Origin of the sequence: Paenibacillus odorifer, assembly GCF_000758725.1 — a bacterium.
Lineage (GTDB): Bacteria > Bacillota > Bacilli > Paenibacillales > Paenibacillaceae > Paenibacillus_AQ > Paenibacillus_AQ odorifer.
Map to the genome: position 1 here is coordinate 5,501,147 of NZ_CP009428.1, position 24,112 is coordinate 5,525,258.

A 24,112-nucleotide genomic window follows, 5' to 3' on the forward strand; every position below is an offset into this window, starting at 1 on the left:
CCCCTTTAAGATTTCATCGGTGAAGAAAGAACTTGGTCAATAAGCCCGTATTCCTTGGCTTCTTCCGCGCTCATGAAGTTATCGCGGTCTGTGTCCCGTTCGATTTTTTCAAGGGGCTGACCTGTGCGATCTACATAGATTTGATTCAGCTTCTGTTTCGTCTTAAGGATCCAGTCAGTGTGAATCCAAATATCAGACGCTTGACCCTGAACACCGCCGAGCGGTTGATGAATCATAACTTCGCTGTTGGTCAGCGCATATCTTTTGCCCGGAGCCCCAGCTGTTAGAAGGAGCGATCCCATGCTTGCTGCCATCCCTACACAAATGGTTGAAACATCCGGTTTGATATATTGCATCGTATCGTATATACCCATGCCGGCTGTTACTGAACCACCGGGTGAGTTGAGGTACAAGTGAATGTCCTTCTCGGGATCATCTGCTGCCAAAAACAGCAATTGAGCAATAACCAGATTGGCGACATCATCGTCAATCGCACTGCTTAAGAAAATGATGCGATCCTTGAGCAATCTGGAATAGATATCGTATGAACGTTCTCCACGACTTGTTGATTCCACAACCATTGGTACCAGACTCATGCCACCAACCTCTTTTCTCTGTACAGATTAGTCTTATCGTTTCAGAAATATTTTAACACGTTCAAGGCGCGATGTCATTTTTTCACTACAGTCGACTGTCTGCTGCTTGTGAATTGTGACGTTACTACCCCTATTACCTTATTGCCATACGTTCATACGGATACCTATGTAGTCACATATATTTGCGGCCGAGGATAAAAATAAGGCACGTAACGAAACTTACGTGCCTTATCATATCTGTATGGAGGCCGTGTAACTTGGCCGTTCTAGGTAGTGTTTAAAATATCCTACTCAGCTTTAGTGTCTTCAGCAGCTGGTGCTTCTTCTACTGCTTCAACTTCTACACTATTGCTAACAAGGAAATCAATGGTTTTACGCAACGAAAGCTCTTCGCTCAAACTGCCCAGTGAACCGTTAGCTGCCAAGATGCTGCGGATTTCTTCTGGAGTACGTTTGTAAGCTTCAGCCATAGTAGCCAACTCTTCGTTAACTTCTTCTTCGGAAACTTCAATGTTCTCTTGTTTTGCGATAACTTCCAATACCAGGTTGTTGCGAACGCGTTTTTCAGCATCGCCTTTCATTTGGTTCTGCAAGTCTTCACGAGTTTGGCCGGAGAAGCTAAGGAACATATCCATGTTCATGCCTTGTTGACGAAGACGAGTGTCGAAGTCACGAACCATGTTCTCAACTTCACTGTTGATCATAGCTTCAGGGATTTCAACTTCAGCGTTAGCTGCTGCTTTATCAACAACTGCATTCTCACGAAGGCCTTTCAGTTCTTCCTCTTTACGGGATTCGAGCTGAGCTTTCAGATCTGCTTTGTACTCATCCAAAGTTTCGAATTCACTTACATCTTTAGCGAACTCATCATCGAGTGCAGGAAGTTGTTTGCGTTTGATTTCGTGCAGCTTCACTTTGAATACTGCTTTTTTACCCGCAAGGTTCTCTGCATGGTATTCATCAGGGAAAGTAACTTCAACATCTTTGAAATCTCCAGTAGCCATTCCTACCACTTGCTCTTCGAATCCTGGAATGAAGGAGTTGCTGCCAAGCTCAAGAGAGTGACGTTCAGCTTTTCCGCCTTCAAACGGTACATCATCAACATATCCGTCAAAATCGATTACAGCGATGTCGCCGTTAGCTGCTGCTTCTTCTTCAACTACTACAAGCTCAGCATGACGTTCTTGCAGACGAGCAAGTTCAGCACTCAACTCTTCTTCAGTCACTTCAGCTTTTTGTACTGGAACTTCCAGACCTTTGTAATCGCCGAGCTTCACTTCAGGTTTAACCGTGATCTTCGCTTTGAAGATAAAGGATTGACCTTTAGCAAATTGCTCAATATCAACTTCAGGACGGTCTACAGGGAAGATGTCAGTTTGTTCAACTGCTTCACCGTAAGCTTCAGGAAGAAGAATGTCGATTGCATCTTGGTACAAGCTTTCTACACCAAAACGGGATTCAAAGATCGGCCGAGGTACTTTACCTTTACGGAAGCCTGGTACGTTAGCTTTTTTAACGACTTTGTTAAAAGCTTTATCAAGTGCTGCTGTTACGCGTTCTGCGTCTACTTCTACTTCAAGAACTCCAAGGTTCTTCTCTATTTTTTCCCATGTTGCTTTCATATTATACTTTTCCCTCCAAAATATAGGTTCACAAGTTTACTTCAAATAATGATACAATCCACGCACAGAATAACCATTATATTATATACAACATTACTTTATTTATCAAGTAGAGAAGTCTTTACAAAACCCTTGAGAGCACGATAAGCTCCCTCAAATTGAAAGCGCATGCCGTCTGTGATGCCATACATTCCACGTGTCTCTTCCTCTTGTCGGGAGCCGTTTAAACTTTCAGAAACAAATTGGTGCAAAGCTCCTGCCCAAATATCCAGCAAAACGTCTTCGCCTTCCAGCAATTTCCGATATTCGTCCGACCCATAAATCGACATGATGAACTGACCCCAGAGCTCTTGTGCAAAATAATACAGCGTAGGCTCATGCACCTCAGCCTGCTCGGCTACCCGTTCCAGCACATGACTCACCTCCGGAGGAAAATCCTCCGTCTGCAGTGGCACGCTCTCGATCTCTACGAGTACCGTTTCATGTCCGCGAATCAGCTTCACTGTTCCCTGCATCCCACGCCGCTTAAGCGTCTGCAAGGTCCGAAATTGCAGCAGTGGATGAACATTATCCCCCTGCAACCAAGTGGTCAGCTCCTCGTCAACGCCGCCACCTTCCAGATAGGATAGCTGCTCTAGTGCAAGTATTGTCGCCTCAGACAGAGGTTCATTCATCACCCGCTGCAGCAGCTTTTTGGGATACCCCGCATCCTCGTTCATTTTGGATTTGGCCAAAAAGCGGGCCATATCCTCTTCCCTTAAATCTTCGTCTTCGGGGTGAACAGCTCCCTCCGCATCTCCATTCTGGGACGCGTAAGGAAATGCCGTTTCGAGCCATTCCAGCAGGGACCGCCATTCCTCGTAATTTCGCTCTTCCTGTCCTTGACACTGCAGCAAAAAACGAAGCAGCTCCATCGCTTCCCCGTAGCGTTCACTTTCCAGCATCACCGTCAGCTGGATTTGATAATAGTCCAGTGTCTTGGGGAACAGGACGATATTCTCTTTGGTGGCGGGGGAATCCGAATGTTTAATGAGGGCACCTCCTTATGTCTACTTATGTGAATGGAATCCTAACCATTATAAAAGTTATTAATACCTTAAGCTTCTTCCGAAACTTAATAATTGTAGATTATAGCATACCCCGTACTCTTTTTAAAAAACAGCTTGAAAAAGATCATCCCATATGATATGATAATTCCTGCTTGCTTTTCTGCCAGCAACCATGTCCCGGTAGCTCAGCTGGATAGAGCATGCGCCTTCTAAGCGCACGGTCGGGGGTTCGAATCCCTTCCGGGACGTCATATAGAAACAGCCTTCCTTCGGGAAGGCTGTTTCTATTTTCAGGGGAAGGGTTGGGCGGAGCTCAGGGAGTCACTACTGGGACGAATAGACGACTGAACGACTGAGCTTAAGATTCGCGGCTCTGGATTACCCGAGTTTCAGGGATTCATGGAGCTTGGATTCGAAGCTCAGAACCTGATGAAAACTTAGCCTCGTCGGAGCTCAGGGTCCGATAAAGCTTAGCATTCGAAACTTAGAATTTGGTGAAAACCTGGGCCTCGTCGGGCTATGAGTCGATGGAGCTTAACTTTTGATGCTCGCTCGGACTTGGTCACACTTAGATCTCGTTGGGGCTCAGGGTTCTGTGAAGCTTAGCAATCGATGATCAGTTTCTATGAGTCAGTACCACATCATACCCCGCAGCATTAGAATATTAGGGTTGCTTTTCCGGAGATACGCCGCTACATGCTATCTAATTGCATTTTCTGCAACTAAAAGTACCCTTTTACCTCCAAAACTCGCTTTAATTGCATTTCATACACTTATATTCTCAGATTTACGCCTAGAATGGTCTTTTCACCATTTTTAACTGCACAAAGTACAATTAAACCCAAACAAACCTATCACCATCAAAAATAAGTGCATAAAGTGCAATTAAAAACCACTCTTATCACCACTACTCATCACTTATTACTCACCAACCACTCATTACTCATTACTCATTACTCATCGACTATTAATCTTCACATTCCCATTTCTGATTTTTAAATATGGGAACATTTTTAGCTCTCTATAACCGTGCCCAATCTAATTACTCAAAAGACACGCGCATTAGCAATATTATCGAAGGATGAGACTATCCTGCTTATTTAATCGAGAATAAAAAAACTGTTCACGGCGTTTTCTTCCGCCGAGAGACAGTTTTTTATGCATGTTCTTCCTTTATAAGCGAATCAGCGCCCTTTGCGGCGATTTCCAAGCCAGAGCGGAAAACGGAAAGCAAAGTTAATAAACAAAACTACAAATACTAGTACTGCCGCTGATTTGTCAGCGATTTGCCGCGCATCTTCTACAATTGCCTCAGATTGTACATACCAAAGGTGTACGGCCAGGGTTTCTCCCGGCGAGAACAGATTAAAGTCCCACATTTCGCCCGAGGTACTGAGACCAGCGGTAAGGATAATAACCGCAGACTCCCCGAAGGCGCGTCCAGCAACGAGACAAATCCCAGTAACAATGGCAGACATTGCAACGGGTAGGACAACTGTGCGGATCACGTGGAATTTAGTCATGCCCAGTGCATATCCAGCTTCGCGCATCTCCCCAGGAACAGCACGGACCGCTTCCTCCGTCACACGTGCAAGCATAGGCAGATTCAAAAGCGCCAAGCTTACCCCACCGCCAAGAATCGTCAGACCGATCCCAAAATATTCAGCAAATATCGCAAGACCAAGCATACCGAATACAATCGAGGGAACCGAAGAGAGCGCCTCTACACATATACGCAGTCCGCCTGTAAAAGCATTATCCGGAGCGTATTCCGCCATATAAATCCCCGCTCCTAAACCGATAGGGACGGAAATAAGCAGCGAGATGAACAAAATATAAAAAGAGTTGAAAAGTACAGGACCGATCCCGCCACCAACGTCAATCTCTTCAGGCTGTTTGATCAGGAAATCAGGTCGCAGCGCTGGCAGGCCTTTACTAAGAATCGTGAAGAGCAGCCAGAAAATTAGCAGCATGACTAAAGCCCCAAGCGTATAAAACCCAATAGTCGCGAGCTTATTGCGTCTCTGAGCACGCGCTGTATGCTTTGTACTTGCGAATCCGTTCACGCTGCATCCCTCCTTTTTCTACCCAGCACGCGGATGATCAGAATCAGTACAAAGGAAATCACCAGCAAAAGAAAGGCCATCATATGTAGGGCATAATTCCAGGTTGACTCAAACTCTACATTCGAGATTTGCATAACGATGTTACTAGTCAAGACCGAAGCAGGTGTAAATAAGGTTTTCGCCAACTGTGGTGTGTTTCCGATAACCATAACTACAGCCATTGTCTCCCCCACAGCACGAGTCATCCCGAGGATGACCGCGGAGATAATTCCTCTGCTAGCCGCAGGTAAAACAACACGCATAATGACTTGCAGACGGGTAGATCCAAGAGCGTACGCAGCATCCCGATATTTGCGTGGGACAGCGACGATAGCATCATCACTGATTCGACAAATCGTTGGCAGGACCATTAATGCGAGTACGAGGGCCGCAGCCAGCAAACCATCACCCAAGCTCTCCCCACTAACTCTACGCAGGAAAGGAAGTAATACCGTTAAGCCTAAATAACCATATACTATAGAAGGAATACCAACGAGCAGATCGAGCACCGGGCGAATGAAGGTCTTCATCCACTTCGGAGCAATCTCCGCACAGAGAACGGCCATGCCTACCGAAATAGGAACTGCGATCAGCAGGGTCAAAGCCGTCAGTGAAAGTGTATTTACAATGAAGGCAGCAGCCCCAAAGGAGTCCTCTTCAGGCGTCCAGTTAAAAGAAAAGAAAAAGTCCGCAGGCGAGAGATGACCAAACAGAAGCAGCGCCGTTTTGCCGATAAATAGGATTACAAGTCCAAGCACGAAACAAAGTGCAAGAATGCTGAATAAGAAATAAAAGCGGAATAATCGGTTGCTAAACATATGTCTACTGTGACGTTTGGAGTTGGCGCTAACTTCTGTAACGCCCTCCTTAACCTTAGTTGCCAGGTTGTGGACTGGTGCCCCCATACTTTCCCTCCTGTAAGCGGCCAACCCCGTATCAAAATCGGGGCTGGCCGCTGTTACCATTCAATATGATCTTCAGATGTTATTAACCCTTCATTGCTGCGATCGGAATGAATTTAAGCTTTTTCAGAGAACCTTGTTGGAACTTTTTGCTTTGTACGTATTCGATAAATTCTTTAGTTGCGCCAGTAGGCTGGCCTTTAGTCATGTAGTAACCATAAGCCCAAATCTTATAAGAACCGTTAATTACGTTGTCTGTAGTAGCTGCGATACCGTTGTGTTTCACTGCTTTTACGTCGCCACTTACATAAACAAGGTCGATATAACCGATGGAGTTAGGAGTAGTTCCTACTGCTGTTTTCATGTCGCCGGATGAACCTGTTTCTTTGTAGTTCTTAGCTTTTTTTACGATATCTCCGCCATCCAAAGCTTTAGCCTGATAGTTAACGCGGGTACCAGAACCGAATGAGCGAGTGATGACAACGATATCTGCATCTGCGCCGCCTACTTCTTTCCAGTTGGTGATTTTACCAGCGAAAATACCTTTAAGCTGTTCTGTTGTAAGGTTATCTACACCCACATTTTTGTTCACGATCGTGGCAAAAGGAATGACAGCCACTTTGTTCGCTACCTGTCCGTCAAAAGCTTTGAAACCTGGTACGTCGATGCTAGCATCCCAGTCGCAAGCGCCGATATCAGCGATGCCTTTTTTTACAGCTTGTGGTCCAGTTACAGAGCCTTTACCAGATGCTGCGATTTTCACTTTAGGATGCAGCTTTTGGAATTCTTTTGCCGCTTGCAACGTCAATGGAAGAAGTGCGGTCGAACCGTTAACGGTGATTTTGCCACTAAGTGAATCTGCTGCTGCTGCAATCCCTGCAAAAGATGCGGTTACCGCGATTACGGCTGTTAAAGCCGTTACTGTTAATTTCTTGAAGATTTTCATTGTACTATTTTCTCCTCTCGGCTCTAGGCCGTTAAAATATGTTTGAAATAATAATTATTTAGTCAGTTGCAGCCCTTTACCGCCTTGGATAACCCATACGCTGTCGCCGCTCACAATCGCAAGCTTGCTTCCGTCTTTAGATACAGATACTTCAGATACATCTTCAGCCGTACGGAACAGTTCGGTCTTTGCACCACTACCATCGATAGAATAGATCACTGTGCTTCCGTCTGCCGTAGTACCTGCCACTACCAAACCATTGCTTACGCCAGTGGACCAATTCACTTCGATATCAAGTGCAATATTAGTGCTGGTTGCGTCCGCTTTTACAAGCTTCAGGGTATTCTTCGCATTGCCGTCTGCATCTGCGCTCAGGTATGCCACATTTCCATCAGCCAAAATCTCTGGGTAAAGCTTGTTATCTGCTGTAGTTGTTAGTGCAGCTGGTTTAGCATCTTTTGTAGCCAAATCAAGCTTGTAAAGCTGCTCTCCTGCCGAGCTAAAGTCAACCGTAAGAGAATCTTCTGTGCTGTCTGCATCATTTTTAGCAACACCCGTCAAATTAACGATATAAACGGCGCTTTTTTCGTCAGCAGAAATACGCAGTTCGGATTTATTCTCAACCTTGTCAGCCAATACGGATTTAACATCACCAGTCTCTACTGAGATTTTAGCGATTTTTTCTTGCTTGTCTCCTTGGATGAAATAAATGCTTTTCCCATCTTTGGACCAAACCAGATCTGTCTTCACACTATTGTCGGTGCCTAGTGTTTTAACAGCTCCGCTAGACAAATTAATCAGATTCAGCAAACCTTTCTCATCATTAAAAGCTCCCCACTGTTGATCCGGCGATACTGCAAAGTCTACTGCACTGTCATTTGACGAAAACACTTCATAGTTACCTGGTTCTGTACTGAATTTGATAAGCTGAGTAGTTTCAGCATCACTTTTGTTCGCAATCAGGTTGCCAGCTGCCGTCCAGTGCAAAGTATCAAACAAACCTTCAGGACGTGCAAAGCTCAAAATCGTGCTAGCATCAGCGTCCAGCTCTCCACCTAATGCAGTAACTAACTTAGTAAGCTCTACATAGGTTTTACCGTTATAAAATACTGGAGCAACTGTGAACGATTCGGAATTACCATCTACTTGATAGCTCTTTGAGCCTGTTTTGAGTTGAACATTATGTAGTCCTTTGCTGTCATTAAGTTCAAACCCGCTTGTTCCCAGTACTACCTTAGCCCCAATTTCTCCAGCTACCTGAGTCAGCGAGTAAAGCTTGTAACCACTGCTGTTAATGGTGTTAAACACAATCGGCGTTCCGTTTACATTCCAAGTAGTTGTACCTTCTTTAACTGCTGTTGCAGCAGCAACTTGATTGGTAGCTACAGATTTTACATTACTGCCGGTGCTAGCTGCAGATACACTTCCAACGCCTACTGTTGCAAGAAGTGCTGAAGCCAACGTTGCGCTAATCCATTTACTGTTTTTCAATTAGATTCACCCTTTTCGTATAGGTAACTGCTAATGTCATTTTCGTCTACAATTGTCAATTCTGTTGCAGAGGAATGTAATGGAAATATTAACTAGTATTCTTTTTTTAAAAAAACCAGGTAACCAAATGAACTAAGCAGCAAAAACAGCCTCTTTTCGTAAAAAGGTGCTCGGTGTGGCTGCCTTATTTAGTTGGAGAATTGTTTGGAACTTTGGGGTGACGTAGGGACTAATTTGATATTGCAGGCGCGTGGAGGGAACTTGTTGCTGAGGTGGGTGGGTGGAGTATATTGCGGAGTTCGCTTGGAGTGTGGGGAACGTATTACGGTGGTCGCTTGGCGCGTAGGGGAAGCTTGTTGCTGAGGTCGATGGGCACGTGGAGTATATTTCGGAGGTCGCTTGGAGTGTAGGGGAAGCTTGTTGCTGAGGTCGATGGGCACGTGGAGTATATTACGGAGGTCGCTTGGAGTGTGGGGAACGTATTACGGTGGTCGATGGGCACGTGGAGTATATTTCGGAGGTCGCTTGGTGCGTGGGAGAGCCTTGTTGCTGAGATCGATGGGCACATGGAGTATATTGCGGAGGTCGCTTGGAGTGTGGGGAACGTATTACGGTGGTCGCTTGGCGCGTGGGGGAAGCTTGTTATGTGGCTGCTGCTTACAATTTAAAAACTAACTGGTCTGTTGTGGCGCATTCTGCGTAAGGATCATCGTAGGAGATTCGGCTGATTGTACGGGATTTATACCGTTCTTTTGAACTTTAGCGGGATAGACCTCATTGTAAGGGATTTATACCGTTCTTTTACTAACTTTAGCGGGATTGAGCTCACTGTACGGGATTTATACTGTTCTTTTGCTAACTTTAGCGGGATTGAGCTCATTGTGCGGGATTTATACCGTTCTTTTGCTAACTTTAGCGGGATTGAGCTCATTGTGCGGGATTTATACCGTTCTTTTGCTAACTTTAGCGGGGTTGAGCTCATTGTACGGGATTTATACCGTTCTTTTACTGACTTCAGCGGGATTGGGCTCATTGTACGGGATTTATACCGTTCTTTTGCTAATTTTAGCGGGATTGAGCTCATCGTACGGGATTTATACCGTTCTTTTGCTAACTTCATCGGGATTGAGCTCATTGTACGGGATTTATACCGTTCTTTTGCTTGATTTATCTAGATCATGCTTATTTAGTGGCATTTATGCCTTTCTTTTAGCTGATTTAACTGGATCGACGCCATTTAAGGGCATTTATGCCTTTCTTTTAGCTGATTTAACTGGATCGGCGCCATTTAAGGGCATTTATGCCTTTCTATTACCTAGTTTAGGCGGACTGACGCTATTTAGTGGCACTTTTGCCTTTCATTCAAATCATCTCTATATACATAGTAAAAGGACAAGTTGAATTAACAAACCTCAATTGGGATTAAGCTAATACTGTGGGATACATTTGTATAAAATATATGGTTTACAATTCCTAACTTTTGATGCAAGATAATGAGTGAGTACTCACTCATTATCTAATCAGAGTGTACAGAGCAGTATAATTCAGGAATATCTCAACACCTTCTACACCTTCATCACCATCACCACCACCTTATCAGCAACATCTTCAACTCAAGCAAGTATCCCAGAACATTCAGAATCGAGGAGATAAACATGGGTTCAGAGGTTCCAGTTATTTCAGTGAGCCATGTCGGGAAAGCGTTTGGAGAGAAACAGGTGCTCGAGGATATTTCGCTTCAAGTGGAACGTGCGGAAACCTTTGGCATACTAGGGCCATCCGGCTCAGGAAAAACAACATTAGTGAAGCTGCTTACAGGTATCGATGAGGCAACCTCCGGCGAGGTGAAAATACTTGGCGTGGCGATGCCGAAGCTGACTATGCTGCAACAGATTGGGTATATGGCCCAGTCTGATGCCTTGTACACGGAGCTTAGCGCGAAGGAGAATCTGGAGTTTTTTGCAGCGCTATATGGACTAAAGGGGGAGCAACGCTCCAAACGCATCACAGCCGTAATGGAGATCGTTAATTTACAAGATCATTTGCGAAAAAGAGTAGACCAATACTCCGGCGGGATGAAACGCCGCTTATCATTGGCGATCGCGCTGCTGCATGAACCGCCGCTGCTTATTCTTGATGAACCTACAGTTGGTATAGACCCGGTGCTGCGGCTATCCATCTGGAAAGAACTAAAAGCTCTGAACCAGAAAGGCACCACCATTGTGCTGACCACGCATGTCATGGATGAGGCTGAAAAATGTGACCGGCTCGGAATGATCCGTGATGGCAAGCTACTTGCCGCCGACACGCCTGCCGGACTGCTGCAAGCCACCGGTTCAGCTTCTATTGAAGAAGCCTTTTTATATTATGGAGGTGTGCGTTCATGAGAATCCGAGCGATCACCTTAAGGATTTTGCGGCAATTTATTCATGATAAAAGAACGATGGCATTAATGTTCATTGCACCGCTCCTCGTTCTAAGCTTAATGAGCTTGGTCTTCAACGGTGACGCCTATGAACCAAAAATCGGTGTGTCCGGTGTACCTCTAAATATGTCAGCTGCGTTAAAAGAACAAAATGCCACCATCAAAGAATATGCCAGCGTAGAGCTGGGAAAAGAAGCTTTAGTAGAAGGGAAAATTGACGCTTTGATCACTTTGAACGGAACCGCCGGAGATTCGCAAGTTACGCCTCAAGTGCTGTTAGAAGGTAGCAACCCTACAGCCAACAAGGCAGTAATCATGACGCTTCAACAAATCTCCCAGAAGCTTCTTCCAAGCACAAAGGAACAATTACAGCCGCAGATCAGCTATCTTTACGGTTCTGAGAATATGAAGACGATCGACCGTTTCGGTCCCATTATGATTGGCGTATTTGTTTTCTTTTTCGTATTCTTGATTGCAGGTGTATCCTTCTTAAGGGAACGAACCACAGGCACTCTTGAACGCCTACTTTCGACTCCATTAAAAAGATGGGAGATTGTGCTCGGGTATGTATGTGGTTTCGGCATATTTACCGTTTTTCAGGCGCTATTGATCTCATGGTATTCCATACAGATTCTTGGCATTATGATGACAGGCAGCTTTGGTTACGTATTGCTGATCACATTACTCCTATCGATGACAGCGCTGACGTTGGGCACACTGCTGTCGGCTTTTGCAGCCAATGAGTTGCAGATGATTCAGTTCATTCCGCTCATTATAGTGCCACAAATCTTCCTCAGTGGATTATTCCCGCTCGATACCCTTCCACTGTGGCTCCAGCGCGTTGGCCTCGCTACACCGATCTATTACGGATCAGAAGCTCTGATGGACATTATGGTCCGTGGCAAAGGATGGAGCGCAATTGCACTGGATGTCTATGTACTAATAGGATTTTCGCTGCTATTTATGCTGCTGAATGTATTGGCACTGCGCAAACATCGCAAAATGTAATTTCACAAAAGCTATTATCATTGAAACAAAATGAATCAAGCATGGAGGGTTATTGTAATGAAAGAGCAAGTTTCTACGGAACAAAATATAGAAGAGCAGTGGATAGAAGAGCTGCTGACCCTTGGCAAAGACGAGAAACTGACACCGAAGCAGATTTCTATTCTACAAGCGGCGATTGAGGTATTTTCCGAAAAAGGATACTCTGCGACTTCAACGAGTGAAATTTCTCAGAAAGCGGGCGTGGCGGAGGGAACGATTTTTCGCTATTACAAGACTAAAAATGATCTGCTGCTTGCCATAGTAGGTCCTACCATGAGTCGCATGCTTGCGCCTTTTGTGCTGCGGAATTTCAACGGCGTGCTCGATATGCCCTACGACAGCTTCGAAGAGTTCCTGAGGGCATTTATGATCAATCGGCTGGATTTCGCCCGCAAGAATTTTAAAATTCTTAAGATTCTTATTCAGGAGATTCCTTTTCAGCCAACAGTTAGAGCTCAGTTTGTAGAGAATATTCTTAGCAAAATACTGGAGCGCGTGATTGATATTGTTGAACATTTTAAAGAAAAGGGTGAAATCATCGAGGTGCCTACACCCACACTTATACGCTTCACACTCTCGTCTGTCGTAGGTTATTTGATGAATCGCTTGCTGCTGCAGCCAGATAAGGACTGGAATGACGAGGAAGAAATCAACCTGACGATCGCTTTTATCATGCATGGAATAAGTAAAGCAACACCCCCTATTTGATGCGCACGCCCGTTCTGTTATCATAAGTACTATATTAAATTCGGACTTTTCGAGATCAAGTTATGAGAAAGGAATTATGTTATGGGCTTTAGTGTATCAGAACGGGTTATCAAACTGCTGTGCGGCAAGTCTATTTTTGAAAAAGGATTAGCTTATTACCAAACTGAAAGTGTCGATATAATTGAAGTTGAAGAATACAATGTCTCCATTCCAGATTTGCCCCGCTCTCGATATGAAGCCATTGTTCAGGGGGCGATCGACTATGAAGTTATGGTGGTCATTGATATTGATGGGGACGTCCAGGCAGAGTGTAATTGTCCAGCCTACTCCCATGGCGGGCCATTCTGTAAACATATCGCGGCTGTGCTAATCAACGTTGACGCCCTTAAAAATGGCCGAGATCGTTCAGAGCTTACCGGAGCTTCGCACCTGTCTTCTATAGAAGATACTGAGATTCTAACCCCACGTATTTTTACAGATACTGCGCGAGACAACGGGGGAAAGTCCAGAGATCAACAGCTCGTGAGCAGCCTACTGGGGATGTTCGGCAACCATACACCGCGTCCTAGCGGTACGGGGGCTTTTGTAGATAACAGACTTCCTCTAAATATAGAGTTTACATGCAAGCCATTCACCTATAGTTATAGCCACACCATGCTGGGTATAGAAATGAAAGTCGGTCCAAAACGTCTATATATTGTTCAGAAAATAAGAGGATTTCTAGAAAGTGTACACCGCGGAGAATCCTTTGAATTCACGAAACATTTTATCTATGATCCTGCCATTTACAGCTTTCGGAAGGAAGATAATGTTGTTCTACAGAAGCTGATTGATATTGTATTAAATGAAAAAATGTACCGTGATAACGTCACTCCTTACTCACCTTATGGGGGGAGTATTGGGGGAGATCGGTTGCTGGCCGTCCCTCCTTTTTTCTGGGAGTCGCTTCAGCCTGCGCTTTCAGAGGTCTCTTCGGTATTTTTGCAACAAGAAGAGATGCTGTACGAAGGCATCCATGTGTCTAATGAGGCACCTCCACTCAGCTTTGAATTTGAACAGGCAGAAGAGGACGGATATCATCTGGATATTCAAGGACTTGAGCAGATTTCGGTCTTAGAAGATTACGGGATGGTACTATCGGAAGGTAAGTTGCTGAAGCTATCCCCTCAAGAATGTATACGCCTTGCTGAAATGAAAAAAATGCTGGATTCCTCCCGCCGAAATGGTATCGATATTGCCCCCGAGCAAATGGAGTCTTTTATGGACAAGGTTATTCCTGGTCTGAAAAAGCTGGGCAACGTCCATATCGCCGACTCCATTGCGGATCGGATTGTCCAACATAGGCTTATCGCGAGGCTTTATCTGGATCGTGTGAGAGATCGGCTGCTCGCCGGACTAGAATTCCAATATGGTGACATTGTGATCAATCCTTTAGATGAAAAAGCCCATGTTCGCGGGACGAATTTGATTCTTTTGCGAGACGGGGAGGGAGAAGCTCGTATTCTGGAGCTGATGGAGCACGAATCTTTCGCTAAAACCGAGGGCGGATATATTATGACAGACGAAGAGGGCGAATATGATTTTTTGTACCATACCATTCCGCTGCTGGAACCGCTACTTTCGGTTTATGCGACCTCCGCAGTCAAAGCAAGACTGTTCACGAGCACTACACCCCCAAAGGTGAGCATTAGTTGGAATGAAAAGACGGACTGGCTTGATTTTAAATTCGATATGGGCGGGATTCCAGAAGCTGAGATTGTTATGGTTCTGAAATCCCTGCAGGAAAAACGCAGATACTACCGCTTGCCTGATGGAGCCCTGCTACCGCTGGAGAGCGAGGAGCTTCAAGAAATCATTACCTTTATGAATGATATAGGCATCCGGGAAGGTGAGATCAAAGGGGTGGAGTTTTCTCTGCCCGTTGTTCGTGGGTTACATTTGACCTCCACGGATGCTAAGAGTGACTCCATTAAGCTGGGCAGATCCTTTAAAAGGTTACTTGCGAACATGCGGAATCCGGAGAATCTTGATTTCCCTATACCTGACAGTCTGGTTCCTGTGCTAAGGGATTATCAACAGTATGGGTTTCAGTGGCTGAAGACGTTGGCCCATTACCATTTTGGTGGTATTTTGGCGGATGATATGGGGTTAGGCAAAACGCTGCAAAGTATCGCTTTTCTCCTGTCAGAACTTCCAGAGATCCGCCAGAATGGGCTGCCTGCCCTAATTGTCGCTCCTGCGTCTCTCACTTATAACTGGCTTAATGAGCTTAAAAAATTCACGCCAGTGATCAAAGCTGTCATTGCAGACGGTAGTCTAATTGAGCGCGGGCGGATTTTAAAAAATACAGCAAAAGCTGATGTAATCATCACCTCTTATCCGCTGCTCCGCAGAGATGTTCAGTTGTATGCCAAAAAGTCTTTTCATACCCTGATTCTCGATGAAGCACAAACTATAAAAAACCATACTACACAGACAGCCCAAGCTGTAATGGCGCTTCAAGCCCGGCACCGTTTTGCACTTACGGGTACTCCTGTGGAGAATGCGTTGGAAGATTTATGGTCCATTTTCGGCACCGTGTTCCCTGGGTTATTTCCAGGCAAAAAAGCTTTTCACGATTTACCAAGAGAAACGGTTGCGAAGCGGGCGCGTCCCTTTTTGCTGCGGCGCTTAAAGAGTGATGTGTTAAAGGAACTTCCGGACAAAATTGAGTCCGTACAAGCATGTGAACTGCTGCCGGAGCAAAAAAAGTTATATGTAGCTTATCTTGCCCGTTTGAAAAAAGAGGCGCTTAAGCATTTGACCCAAGATAGTTTCGGCAATAATAATCGGATCAAAGTTCTGGCGGGACTAACTCGTCTGCGCCAGTTGTGCTGCCACCCTGCTCTTTTTGTCGATGGATATGAAGGAAGCTCTGCTAAATTCGAGCAGCTGCTCGAAATCATAGAAGAATGTCGCAGTTCGGGTAAACGTATGTTAGTATTCTCACAATTCACAGAGATGCTGGGCCTGATTGGGCGTGAACTAGGATATCAGGGCATTCCATACTTTTATTTAGATGGTCAAACGCCTGTTTCTCAACGAGTAGATTTATGTAATAAATTTAATGAAGGAGAGCGGGATATTTTCTTAATCTCCTTAAAGGCCGGCGGGACCGGGCTCAACTTAACTGGGGCAGATACTGTAATCCTTTACGATTTATGGTGGAACCCTGCCGTCGAGCAGCAAGCAGCGGATCGGGCTCACCGGATCGGACAGAAAAATGTAGTACAAGTAATTCGTCTAGTCACCCAAGGCACCGTAGAGGACAAGATGTATGAGCTGCAGCAGAAGAAAAAGAACTTGATCGATGAGGTCATCCAGCCAGGTCAGGAAAGCTTGTCTACCCTCACAGAGCAAGACATCCGGGAGATTCTGATGATCTAAATAACAATGTTTGAGAAAAAATCAGGGATATCCTGCAGCCTCTATGGCTATCGGGATATCCCTTTTCTTCAGATTATGCAATTGTAACTCCTGCACTAGCGTAGCCAGCAACAGTAGTTGCAACGTCAATGCCAGCCGTGACCGTCGAAGTGAAGACCAACAACAAGCGTTCTCCCACAGTTACAGGAATGCTTAAGCCTGTGGTATTACCACTGCTAATAGTTCCAAGAGCAATTAATCCTGTAAGCGGAGGACTTAACGTAACTAAAGCCCCAGGTACTGCTGTGAAGGTATTGTTAGGTGTAGTAGATCTGTATAATTGAGCCGTGATTGTTACCGTAGAACCCACCAAACTAACGGAAGATGTCGCACTGAAATAGGCTGCCATAGACGTAAGCGTTCCTGTTCTAGGAACTGAGAATGCAAAGTTCAGCAAGGTTCCAGCCGCTCCAGTAAGATCTATAGTACCGCCTGTAATACTGATATTGGTCGCACTGCTACCAAAACCAACTGCACTTGAAGTATTCAAAAGACCCCCTAATACAGTGGTCATAGCAACTGGAAGTCCAGAAGAATATGGAATGATTGCGCCTGCACCAGCAGCACCTGTTGCTCCGGTTACACCAGCACTTCCTGTCGCTCCCGTTACGCCAGCACCTGTCGCTCCCGTTACGCCAGCACTTCCTGTCGCTCCCGTTACGCCAGCACTTCCTGTCGCTCCCGTTGCTCCAGCGGTTCCTGTCGCTCCCGTTGCTCCAGCGGTTCCTGTTGCTCCGGTTGCTCCAGCGGTTCCTGTCGCTCCGGTTACACCAGCACTTCCTGTCGCTCCCGTTACGCCGGCAGTTCCTGTTGCTCCCGTTGCTCCAGCGCTTCCTGTTGCTCCCGTTGCTCCAGTACTTCCTGTCGCTCCCGTTACGCCAGTACTTCCTGTCGCTCCCGTTACGCCAGCACTTCCTGTCGCTCCCGTTGCTCCAGCGGTTCCTGTTGCTCCAGTTACGCCAGCAGTTCCTGTTGCTCCTGTGGCTCCAGCAGTTCCTGTTGCTCCAGTTACGCCAGCAGTTCCTGTTGCTCCTGTGGCTCCAGCAGTTCCTGTTGCTCCAGTTACGCCAGCAGTTCCTGTTGCTCCTGTGGCTCCAGCAGTTCCTGTTGCTCCAGTTACGCCAGCAGTTCCTGTTGCTCCTGTGGCTCCAGCAGTTCCTGTTGCTCCTGTGGCTCCCGCAGTTCCTGTTGCTCCAGTTACGCCAGCAGTTCCTGTTGCTCCTGTGGCTCCAGCAGTTCCTGTCGCTCCTGTGGCTCCAGCAGTTCCTGTTGCTCCTGTGGCTCCCGCAGTTCCTGTTGCTCCAGTTACGCCAGCAGTTCCTGTTGCTCCTGTGGCTCCAGCAGTTCCTGTCGCTCCTGTGGCTCCCGTTGCTCCAGCAGCTCCTGTCGCTCCCGTGGCTCCAGCACCTGTGGCTCCGGTTACGCCAGTACCTCCTGTCGCTCCCGTTGCACCAACGCTTCCTGTAGCTCCAGTAGCTCCAGTAGCACCTGTAATTCCTATATATTCTCCATATAATTCAGAGTAGACAAGGCGATGAGCAGTCACTAATTGACCTGTGCTGCTCTTCCCCCAAACTGAAATTTGAATGGGATCATCAATCATAGTAGGTGTTGTGAATAAAAATTCAAATGAATCAAAGTTTGCATAATAGTCATTAGTAATTACTTGATTAGGAGCTACATTAACCAGCTCACTTACATATAAAGTTCTTGTCCCATTCATATAATAACCTTCGACTTGAACCGTTGACGGAGTGTCATCGCTCTGATTAACAATTTTAAGAGTAATAAGCTGAGTAGGTCTTACGCCGCCTACCAGATTATTTTCTATGGGACCAGTAGATAGTTGACTCAATTTTCAACACCTCATTTTTTATGAAATTATAATACTCGTATTATTTGAATTTCGAAAATCAACTCACCTGAACAAAACTATCCTCAAGAGTTTCGTATAAACTAGGTTTTTATCTATAATCATTCCTCCCACCTGCTCTAAGTTGATAATCTATGAGCCTACAAATCAGTTCATATTTTTTGGCTCTTTATAGTATTATTCTTATTTTGAATTAAGGTGTGGACATCCATTTAAAAACTACTATTACACATATTTGATTTATTAAAATAAGCTAAAAATCTGTAATGGTTTAATAGAATAAGAATCTAATAAGCAACGTTCCAGTCGACTTATAACATATGCCAACAAAACAGAGGGTAACCCGAGAGCCGCACTAACGGCTACCGAATTACCCCTGTTATAAACACTGAACTTGAAGATAAATAAGCTTAAGTTAATTCATGAACAGACCAGACGATACCTGCTGAGTTCGCTCCACCCAAATTCAAAGGAACCGTCAAACCATTTGCCACATAGAACAAGCCAATCACATCACCTGCGGTTAATGCAAATTCTCCAGCCAGCGACACAGTACCACTTCCCAAAATTGCTCTCAAATCTAATATAAGTGCAACATTCACATCAAGTACTGGGAACAACCCACTTACCAGATTTGTTGCAGTAGGAGAAGTTCTCTGAACTACGAAAGCCGGATTAACTCCAGCACCAAGACTGATAGAAAGTGAGGCAGTTGTAGAATAATTGATAGTCGCTTCAATCGAATATCTACCAGTTGTCGGAATGGTATAATTTCCCCCAACTTCGTCGAAAGACGGGCTATCATAAAAAGGTGTTGTCACAGTCCAGCCAGTTAATTGTGTAGATGTGGAAATTGCCAATGAGGGCTTGAAAGCAGAAAACCCTTCTTGTTGAATGTTTGGACCTGTAGCTCCAGTTGCTCCGGTAGCTCCGGCCACTCCAACTCCTGTTGCTCCAGTTACACCAGCTACTCCTGTCGCTCCTGTTACTCCCGTTGTTCCCGTTACTCCAGCTACTCCTGTTGCCCCTGTTACCCCCGTTGCTCCTGCTACTCCAGTCGCTCCGGCCACTCCAACTCCTGTTGCTCCAGTTACACCAGCTACTCCTGTCGCTCCTGTTACTCCCGTTGTTCCCGTTACTCCAGCTACTCCTGTTGCCCCCGTTGCTCCTGTTTCACCCGTTGCTCCGGTTACACCAGCTACTCCTGTTGCCCCCGTTGCTCCTGCTACTCCAGTCGCTCCGGTCACTCCAGCTTCACCCGTTGCTCCGGTTACACCAGCTACTCCTGTTGCTCCCGTTGCTCCTGCTACTCCAGTCGCTCCGGTCACTCCTGTTTCACCCGTTGCTCCGGTTACACCAGCTACTCCCGTTGCTCCGGTTACACCAGCTACTCCTGTTGCTCCAGTTGCTCCTGCTACTCCAGTCGCTCCGGTTACTCCTGTTTCACCCGTTGCTCCGGTTACACCAGCTACTCCTGTTGCTCCGGTTGCCCCAGCTACTCCCGTTGCTCCAGTCGCTCCAGCTTCACCCGTTGCTCCGGTTGCCCCAGCTACTCCCGTTGCTCCAGTCGCTCCGGTTGCTCCGGTTGCTCCAGCTACTCCTGTCGCTCCGGTTGCTCCGGTCGCTCCAGTCGCTCCGTTTGCTCCTGTAGCTCCAGTCTCTCCTGCTCCGGTCGCTCCGGTAGCACCCGTTGCTCCTGTTGCACCTGTAGCTCCATCTGCTCCTGTTGCCCCAGTCTCTCCTGCTCCAGTCGCTCCCGTTGCTCCGTCTGCTCCCGTTGCTCCTGTTGCACCTGTAGCTCCATCTGCTCCTGTTGCCCCAGTCTCTCCTGCTCCGGTCGCCCCGGTTGCTCCGTCTGCTCCCGTTGCACCCGTTGCTCCATCCGCTCCGGTTGCACCAGTCGCCCCCGTTGCACCAGTTACTCCGTTTGCTCCTGTAGCTCCAGTCTCTCCTGCTCCGGTCGCTCCCGTTGCTCCGTCTGCTCCCGTTGCACCAGTCGCCCCAGTTGCTCCATCGACTCCAGTCGCCCCAGTCTCTCCTGCTCCAGTCGCTCCCGTTGCTCCGTCTGCTCCCGTTGCTCCTGTTGCACCTGTAGCTCCATCTGCTCCTGTTGCCCCAGTCTCTCCTGCTCCGGTCGCCCCGGTTGCTCCGTCTGCTCCCGTTGCACCCGTTGCTCCATCCGCTCCGGTTGCCCCAGTCTCTCCTGCTCCAGTCGCTCCCGTTGCTCCGTCTGCTCCCGTTGCTCCTGTTGCACCTGTAGCTCCATCTGCTCCTGTTGCCCCAGTCTCTCCTGCTCCGGTCGCCCCGGTTGCTCCGTCTGCTCCCGTTGCACCAGTTGCTCCATCCGCTCCCGTTGCACCAGTCACTCCATCTGCACCTGTTGCCCCAGTCTCTCCTGCTCCGGTCGCTCCAGTTGCTCCGTCTGCTCCCGTTGCACCAGTCGCCCCAGTTACTCCGTCTGCTCCTGTAGCTCCAGTCTCTCCTGCTCCGGTCGCTCCAGTTACTCCATCCGCTCCGGTTGCACCAGTTGCACCTGTAGCTCCATCGGCACCTGTTGCCCCAGTCTCTCCTGCTCCAGTCGCTCCAGTCGCTCCAGTTGCTCCATCCGCTCCCGTTGCACCAGTCGCCCCAGTCACTCCATCTGCACCAGTAGCTCCAGTCTCTCCTGCGCCGGTCGCTCCCGTTGCTCCTGTTGCTCCATCCGCTCCCGTTGCACCAGTCGCCCCGGTCGCGCCAGTTATTCCTTGCGTTACACCAAGCAATTCTGCATGTACAAGTCGATGGGCAGTCACAATCTGGCCAACGCTATTTTTTCCCCATACTGAGATTTGAATCGGATCATCTACCAGACTTGTAGTTGTAAAAATAAATTCGAACGCATCAAAATCGCCATAATAATCACGTGTTATAACTTCATTAGGTGCTACATTTATCAGCTCGCTTACATATAAAGTTCTTGTCCCATCCATATAGTATCCTTGAACAAGAGCCATTGATGAATCAATGTCACTTCGGTTATCAATTTTGACAGTAACATGCTGAGTAGGTCTTACACCCCCTACCATACTATTGTCTATCGGTCCGGTAGATAAATAACTCAATTTCTCATCACTCCTTTAACGTTAACTGTGTCACAAAAATAATTATTAAATTAATACTGCCTGCTTCTCCCACGCAACTATGCGATGAGGATCTACCAATGCCCCCGAGTTCTGTTTTCCCCAGACTGAAATCCCAACCTCTGCTTCAACTGCTTCTACTGTTGTAAACACAAATTCAAATGCGTCCAAATCGGCAAAATAGTTCTTAGTTAAAACTTGATTAGGTGCTAGATTTACTGTTTCATTCACATACATCGTTCTTGATCCGTTAAGAAGGAAACCTTGAATAACTAGATTATAAGGATTAAGAGAATCCCGATTAACTACTTTTACGGTTACCAGTTGCGACGGTCTGACCCCTAGGATCGGGCTGTTATCTATAGGTCCAGTAGAAAAAATAGCCATGTTTTATTCACTCCTCCCTTCCACTACAATTTGAAAGATTAGTGGCTCCGTATAGTAATATTCCTTGGCTTGAGTTAGCGTGTGGACTGTTGTGTAAAGGAACAGCTAGTCCTATAACAAGACAGCCTTCTTTTTTCAAATTTATAATCTACTAAACTGATAATCTAACAACAAAGAGCAACCAAGATTGTTAAGAAGCTAACCACTATTGCTTTTTATGAAATATTAGGTATACTGGTAAAAATTAATTAAGCATCGATGAGCGGGAGAGTAATTAACGAGATCTAGTCCTCAGCGAGCCGGGAGAGTGTAAGCCGGTACAGATCCCTTTAATGAAGCGCACCCGTGAGATGGACTTCTGAACCTTAGTAGGAAGTCCCGGCTGAAGGCCGTTATCCCGTAAGGTGGCTGAACAACTTGTTCAGCAACGAGAGTGGTACCGCGAGCGCTAAAGCCCTCGTCTCTTTTGAGACGAGGGCTTTTTTGTATTTTCAAAGGAGGGTATACCATGTAAAATCAAATCATCAAAGACGGAATCGAGCACAGTGTACACCGTGTATTCAATACTTTAGGAGCTGACTATCCAGAGGACATTGCCATTCTGATCGAACAGCCAGCAAATCTAGAACATGGTGATTATTCATGTAATATCGCTATGCAGCTAGCCAAAACTCTACGTAAATCCCCAATGGTCATAGCAGAATTAGTGAAAGCAGAACTTCAATTCAAAGGGCGTTTCGCAGGTCTATTGCAAAAAGTTGAAGTCGCTGCTCCCGGATTTATCAATTTGTATATGAATTGGCAAAGCTGGGCTGAACATTCCTTTGAACTGCCTGCCAGCACTGGCGAAAAAGTCATCATCGAGCACACTTCTATCAACCCCAACAAAGCCGCTCACGTAGGTCATCTAAGAAACACCTGTATCGGCGATACTCTAGTCAGAATTATGAAAAGAACTGGGTATAACGTAGAGGTCCATAACTACATTGATGATCTCGGCAATCAGCTGGCGGATACAGTTGTTGGATTATTAAATATACCTTTAGAAGGGAAACACAAACGTTTCGGTGATTTTTGCTGGGATCTTTATGCCAAAGTGAACAAAGAATATGCGCTGAACCCAGAGATGACACACAAGCGCACTGATATACTCCACTCACTTGAACTAGGGGGCGGTAACGAAGCCTGGCTGGGCAACCTTGTAGCTGAACGCATCGTTAGAGAGCATGTAGAGGAAATGAAACATTTTGGGATTTATTATGATTTGCTGGTATGGGAGAGCAGTATTTTAAAGGAGGGATTTTGGGCAGCCGCAGCTGAGCTACTGAAGCAGACAGCCGTTTTTGTACAAGAGACTGAAGGTAAACTCGCAGGCTGCTGGGTGCTGAAGCAAGGAACAGAGGCTAACATTGGAGCGGATTCAGAGGAGCATCATCTCGATAAGGTGCTGGTGCGTTCGAATGGGATTTTAACGTATACAGCCAAAGATATTGCCTATCATCTCTGGAAATTTGGTCTTTTAACCAAAGATTTCTCCTATAGCGAATTCTCGTCCGGTTTATGGACAACAGGATTAACTGGAACCCAAGAGTCTTATGGGCAGGCGGACAGAGTCATCAATGTGATTGATTACAGACAGGAATATCCACAACAGATGGTTAAGCAAGCCTTAGGGGCACTAGGTTATAACGAGCAAGCAGACAAACTCCATCATGTGAGTTATGGTGTTGTATCTCTTAGTCCCGCCTCGGCTGCCGAGCTGGGTATAGATATTTCAGAAGGCAAATCTTCTTATGCTATGTCCGGACGACAGGGAATCGGGATTAAGGTAAGCGATCTGGTGGAACTCATGGAACAGAACATCGAACACTCACGTTCCGATAAAGACGGCCTCTCCAGCCGAATGATTGCCACTGCTGCGATTCGCTACTATCTGCTACGGTTTAATTTAGGAACGGAAATCGTGTTTGATTTCAAACAGGCTACCGAAATATCCGGCAATACCGGAGTTTATCTGATGTATACTTTTGCGCGTGCGACAAGCGTTTTGAGTAAAGCTACGATCCCAATCCTTACAGCTGCCGCACAGCTTCAGTTCCCTTCCAAATTGGAAAAAGCAGAGCTTGCGCTGCTAAGACAGCTAAGCCTCTGGCCGGAGATATTACATTCAGCAAGTATAGAGTTAACGCCAAATACGCTCTGCACTTACGCCCATACCCTAGCTACCCTGTTCAACAACTTCTATTCTGTATGTCCAATTCTAAAAGGCGATTCAGCCACGATCGAATTCCGCCTCTGGCTCACTTCAAGATTCAAGGACATCTTGGGAGATGTGCTCGAAGTGCTTGGGTTACCGACACCGAGCCGAATGTAAAAA

The 24,112-nt window shown here is 46.4% G+C and carries 17 protein-coding genes, 1 tRNA gene and 1 other annotated feature; of the genes, 8 read left to right on the plus strand and 10 right to left on the minus strand.

Features of this window, described 5'->3' with window-relative positions:
- Window positions 1–5 precede the first annotated feature (5 nt).
- From clpP to PODO_RS24085, 3 genes are all read right to left on the minus strand, one after another.
- Complete coding sequence (clpP, locus tag PODO_RS24075; RefSeq protein WP_036685049.1) at window positions 6–596, minus strand: ATP-dependent Clp endopeptidase proteolytic subunit ClpP; 591 nt, start codon at window positions 594–596, stop codon at window positions 6–8.
- Window positions 597–883: 287 nt separating this feature from the next.
- Complete coding sequence (tig, locus tag PODO_RS24080) at window positions 884–2,218, minus strand: trigger factor (protein WP_036685045.1); 1,335 nt, start codon at window positions 2,216–2,218, stop codon at window positions 884–886.
- A 98-nt stretch (window positions 2,219–2,316) separates the two neighbouring features.
- Window positions 2,317–3,162 (minus strand): hypothetical protein, encoded by an 846-nt coding sequence (locus tag PODO_RS24085; protein ID WP_038573064.1) that lies wholly within the window; start codon window positions 3,160–3,162, stop codon window positions 2,317–2,319.
- Window positions 3,163–3,441: 279 nt separating this feature from the next.
- Between PODO_RS24085 and PODO_RS24090 the strand changes: the two genes are divergently transcribed.
- Window positions 3,442–3,515, plus strand: a tRNA-Arg gene (locus PODO_RS24090).
- 936 nt (window positions 3,516–4,451) lie between these two features.
- Here the strand turns inward: PODO_RS24090 and pstA are convergent.
- From pstA to PODO_RS24110, 4 genes are all read right to left on the minus strand, one after another.
- Entirely contained in the window at window positions 4,452–5,333 is an 882-nt protein-coding gene (gene pstA / locus PODO_RS24095; protein WP_036685040.1) for a phosphate ABC transporter permease PstA, read from the minus strand.
- Window positions 5,330–6,277 (minus strand): phosphate ABC transporter permease subunit PstC, encoded by a 948-nt coding sequence (gene pstC, locus PODO_RS24100; protein WP_036685038.1) that lies wholly within the window; start codon window positions 6,275–6,277, stop codon window positions 5,330–5,332. Before pstC ends, pstA begins: the two co-directional genes overlap by 4 nt.
- 82 nt (window positions 6,278–6,359) lie before the next feature.
- On the minus strand, window positions 6,360–7,220 hold the full coding sequence (locus PODO_RS24105) for a phosphate ABC transporter substrate-binding protein (RefSeq protein ID WP_038573065.1): 861 nt from the start codon (window positions 7,218–7,220) through the stop codon (window positions 6,360–6,362).
- 54 nt (window positions 7,221–7,274) lie between these two features.
- Window positions 7,275–8,711: a stalk domain-containing protein gene (locus tag PODO_RS24110; RefSeq protein WP_038573066.1), complete on the minus strand. Its 1,437-nt coding sequence runs from the start codon at window positions 8,709–8,711 to the stop codon at window positions 7,275–7,277.
- Window positions 8,712–9,181: 470 nt separating this feature from the next.
- Here PODO_RS24110 and PODO_RS24115 point away from each other — a divergent pair, with 470 nt between their 5' ends.
- From PODO_RS24115 to PODO_RS24140, 6 genes are all read left to right on the plus strand, one after another.
- The gene (locus PODO_RS24115; RefSeq protein ID WP_038573067.1) at window positions 9,182–9,379 is read left to right on the plus strand and encodes a hypothetical protein; all 198 of its coding nucleotides are present in this window, start codon (window positions 9,182–9,184) and stop codon (window positions 9,377–9,379) included.
- Window positions 9,380–9,439: 60 nt separating this feature from the next.
- Window positions 9,440–9,877 carry a hypothetical protein gene (locus PODO_RS24120; RefSeq protein WP_038573068.1) on the plus strand — a complete coding sequence of 146 codons (438 nt, stop codon included), beginning with the start codon at window positions 9,440–9,442 and terminating at the stop codon, window positions 9,875–9,877.
- Between the two features lie 489 nt (window positions 9,878–10,366).
- The gene (locus PODO_RS24125; RefSeq protein WP_038573069.1) at window positions 10,367–11,098 is read left to right on the plus strand and encodes an ABC transporter ATP-binding protein; all 732 of its coding nucleotides are present in this window, start codon (window positions 10,367–10,369) and stop codon (window positions 11,096–11,098) included.
- A complete protein-coding gene (locus PODO_RS24130) occupies window positions 11,095–12,144 on the plus strand; it encodes an ABC transporter permease (RefSeq protein ID WP_038573070.1) in 1,050 nt (349 codons plus the stop codon). The genes PODO_RS24125 and PODO_RS24130 overlap by 4 nt, the downstream gene beginning before the upstream one ends.
- A 57-nt stretch (window positions 12,145–12,201) precedes the next feature.
- Window positions 12,202–12,891: a TetR/AcrR family transcriptional regulator gene (locus tag PODO_RS24135; protein ID WP_038573072.1), complete on the plus strand. Its 690-nt coding sequence runs from the start codon at window positions 12,202–12,204 to the stop codon at window positions 12,889–12,891.
- A gap of 81 nt (window positions 12,892–12,972) precedes the next feature.
- Window positions 12,973–16,317 carry a DEAD/DEAH box helicase gene (locus PODO_RS24140; protein WP_038573073.1) on the plus strand — a complete coding sequence of 1,115 codons (3,345 nt, stop codon included), beginning with the start codon at window positions 12,973–12,975 and terminating at the stop codon, window positions 16,315–16,317.
- A gap of 73 nt (window positions 16,318–16,390) precedes the next feature.
- Here the strand turns inward: PODO_RS24140 and PODO_RS24145 are convergent, their stop codons facing one another.
- From PODO_RS24145 to PODO_RS24155, 3 genes are all read right to left on the minus strand, one after another.
- Window positions 16,391–17,959: an exosporium glycoprotein BclB-related protein gene (locus PODO_RS24145; RefSeq protein ID WP_483310474.1), complete on the minus strand. Its 1,569-nt coding sequence runs from the start codon at window positions 17,957–17,959 to the stop codon at window positions 16,391–16,393.
- Between the two features lie 680 nt (window positions 17,960–18,639).
- Window positions 18,640–21,330 carry a collagen-like triple helix repeat-containing protein gene (locus tag PODO_RS24150; protein ID WP_218918679.1) on the minus strand — a complete coding sequence of 897 codons (2,691 nt, stop codon included), beginning with the start codon at window positions 21,328–21,330 and terminating at the stop codon, window positions 18,640–18,642.
- Between the two features lie 45 nt (window positions 21,331–21,375).
- Window positions 21,376–21,735 carry a hypothetical protein gene (locus PODO_RS24155; protein WP_036687001.1) on the minus strand — a complete coding sequence of 120 codons (360 nt, stop codon included), beginning with the start codon at window positions 21,733–21,735 and terminating at the stop codon, window positions 21,376–21,378.
- A gap of 249 nt (window positions 21,736–21,984) precedes the next feature.
- Window positions 21,985–22,203 (plus strand) — a binding site (T-box leader).
- 52 nt (window positions 22,204–22,255) lie between these two features.
- Here PODO_RS24155 and PODO_RS24160 point away from each other — a divergent pair.
- Window positions 22,256–24,109, plus strand: a complete 1,854-nt coding sequence (locus PODO_RS24160; RefSeq protein WP_425311700.1) for an arginine--tRNA ligase — start codon at window positions 22,256–22,258, stop codon at window positions 24,107–24,109.
- Window positions 24,110–24,112 lie beyond the last annotated feature (3 nt).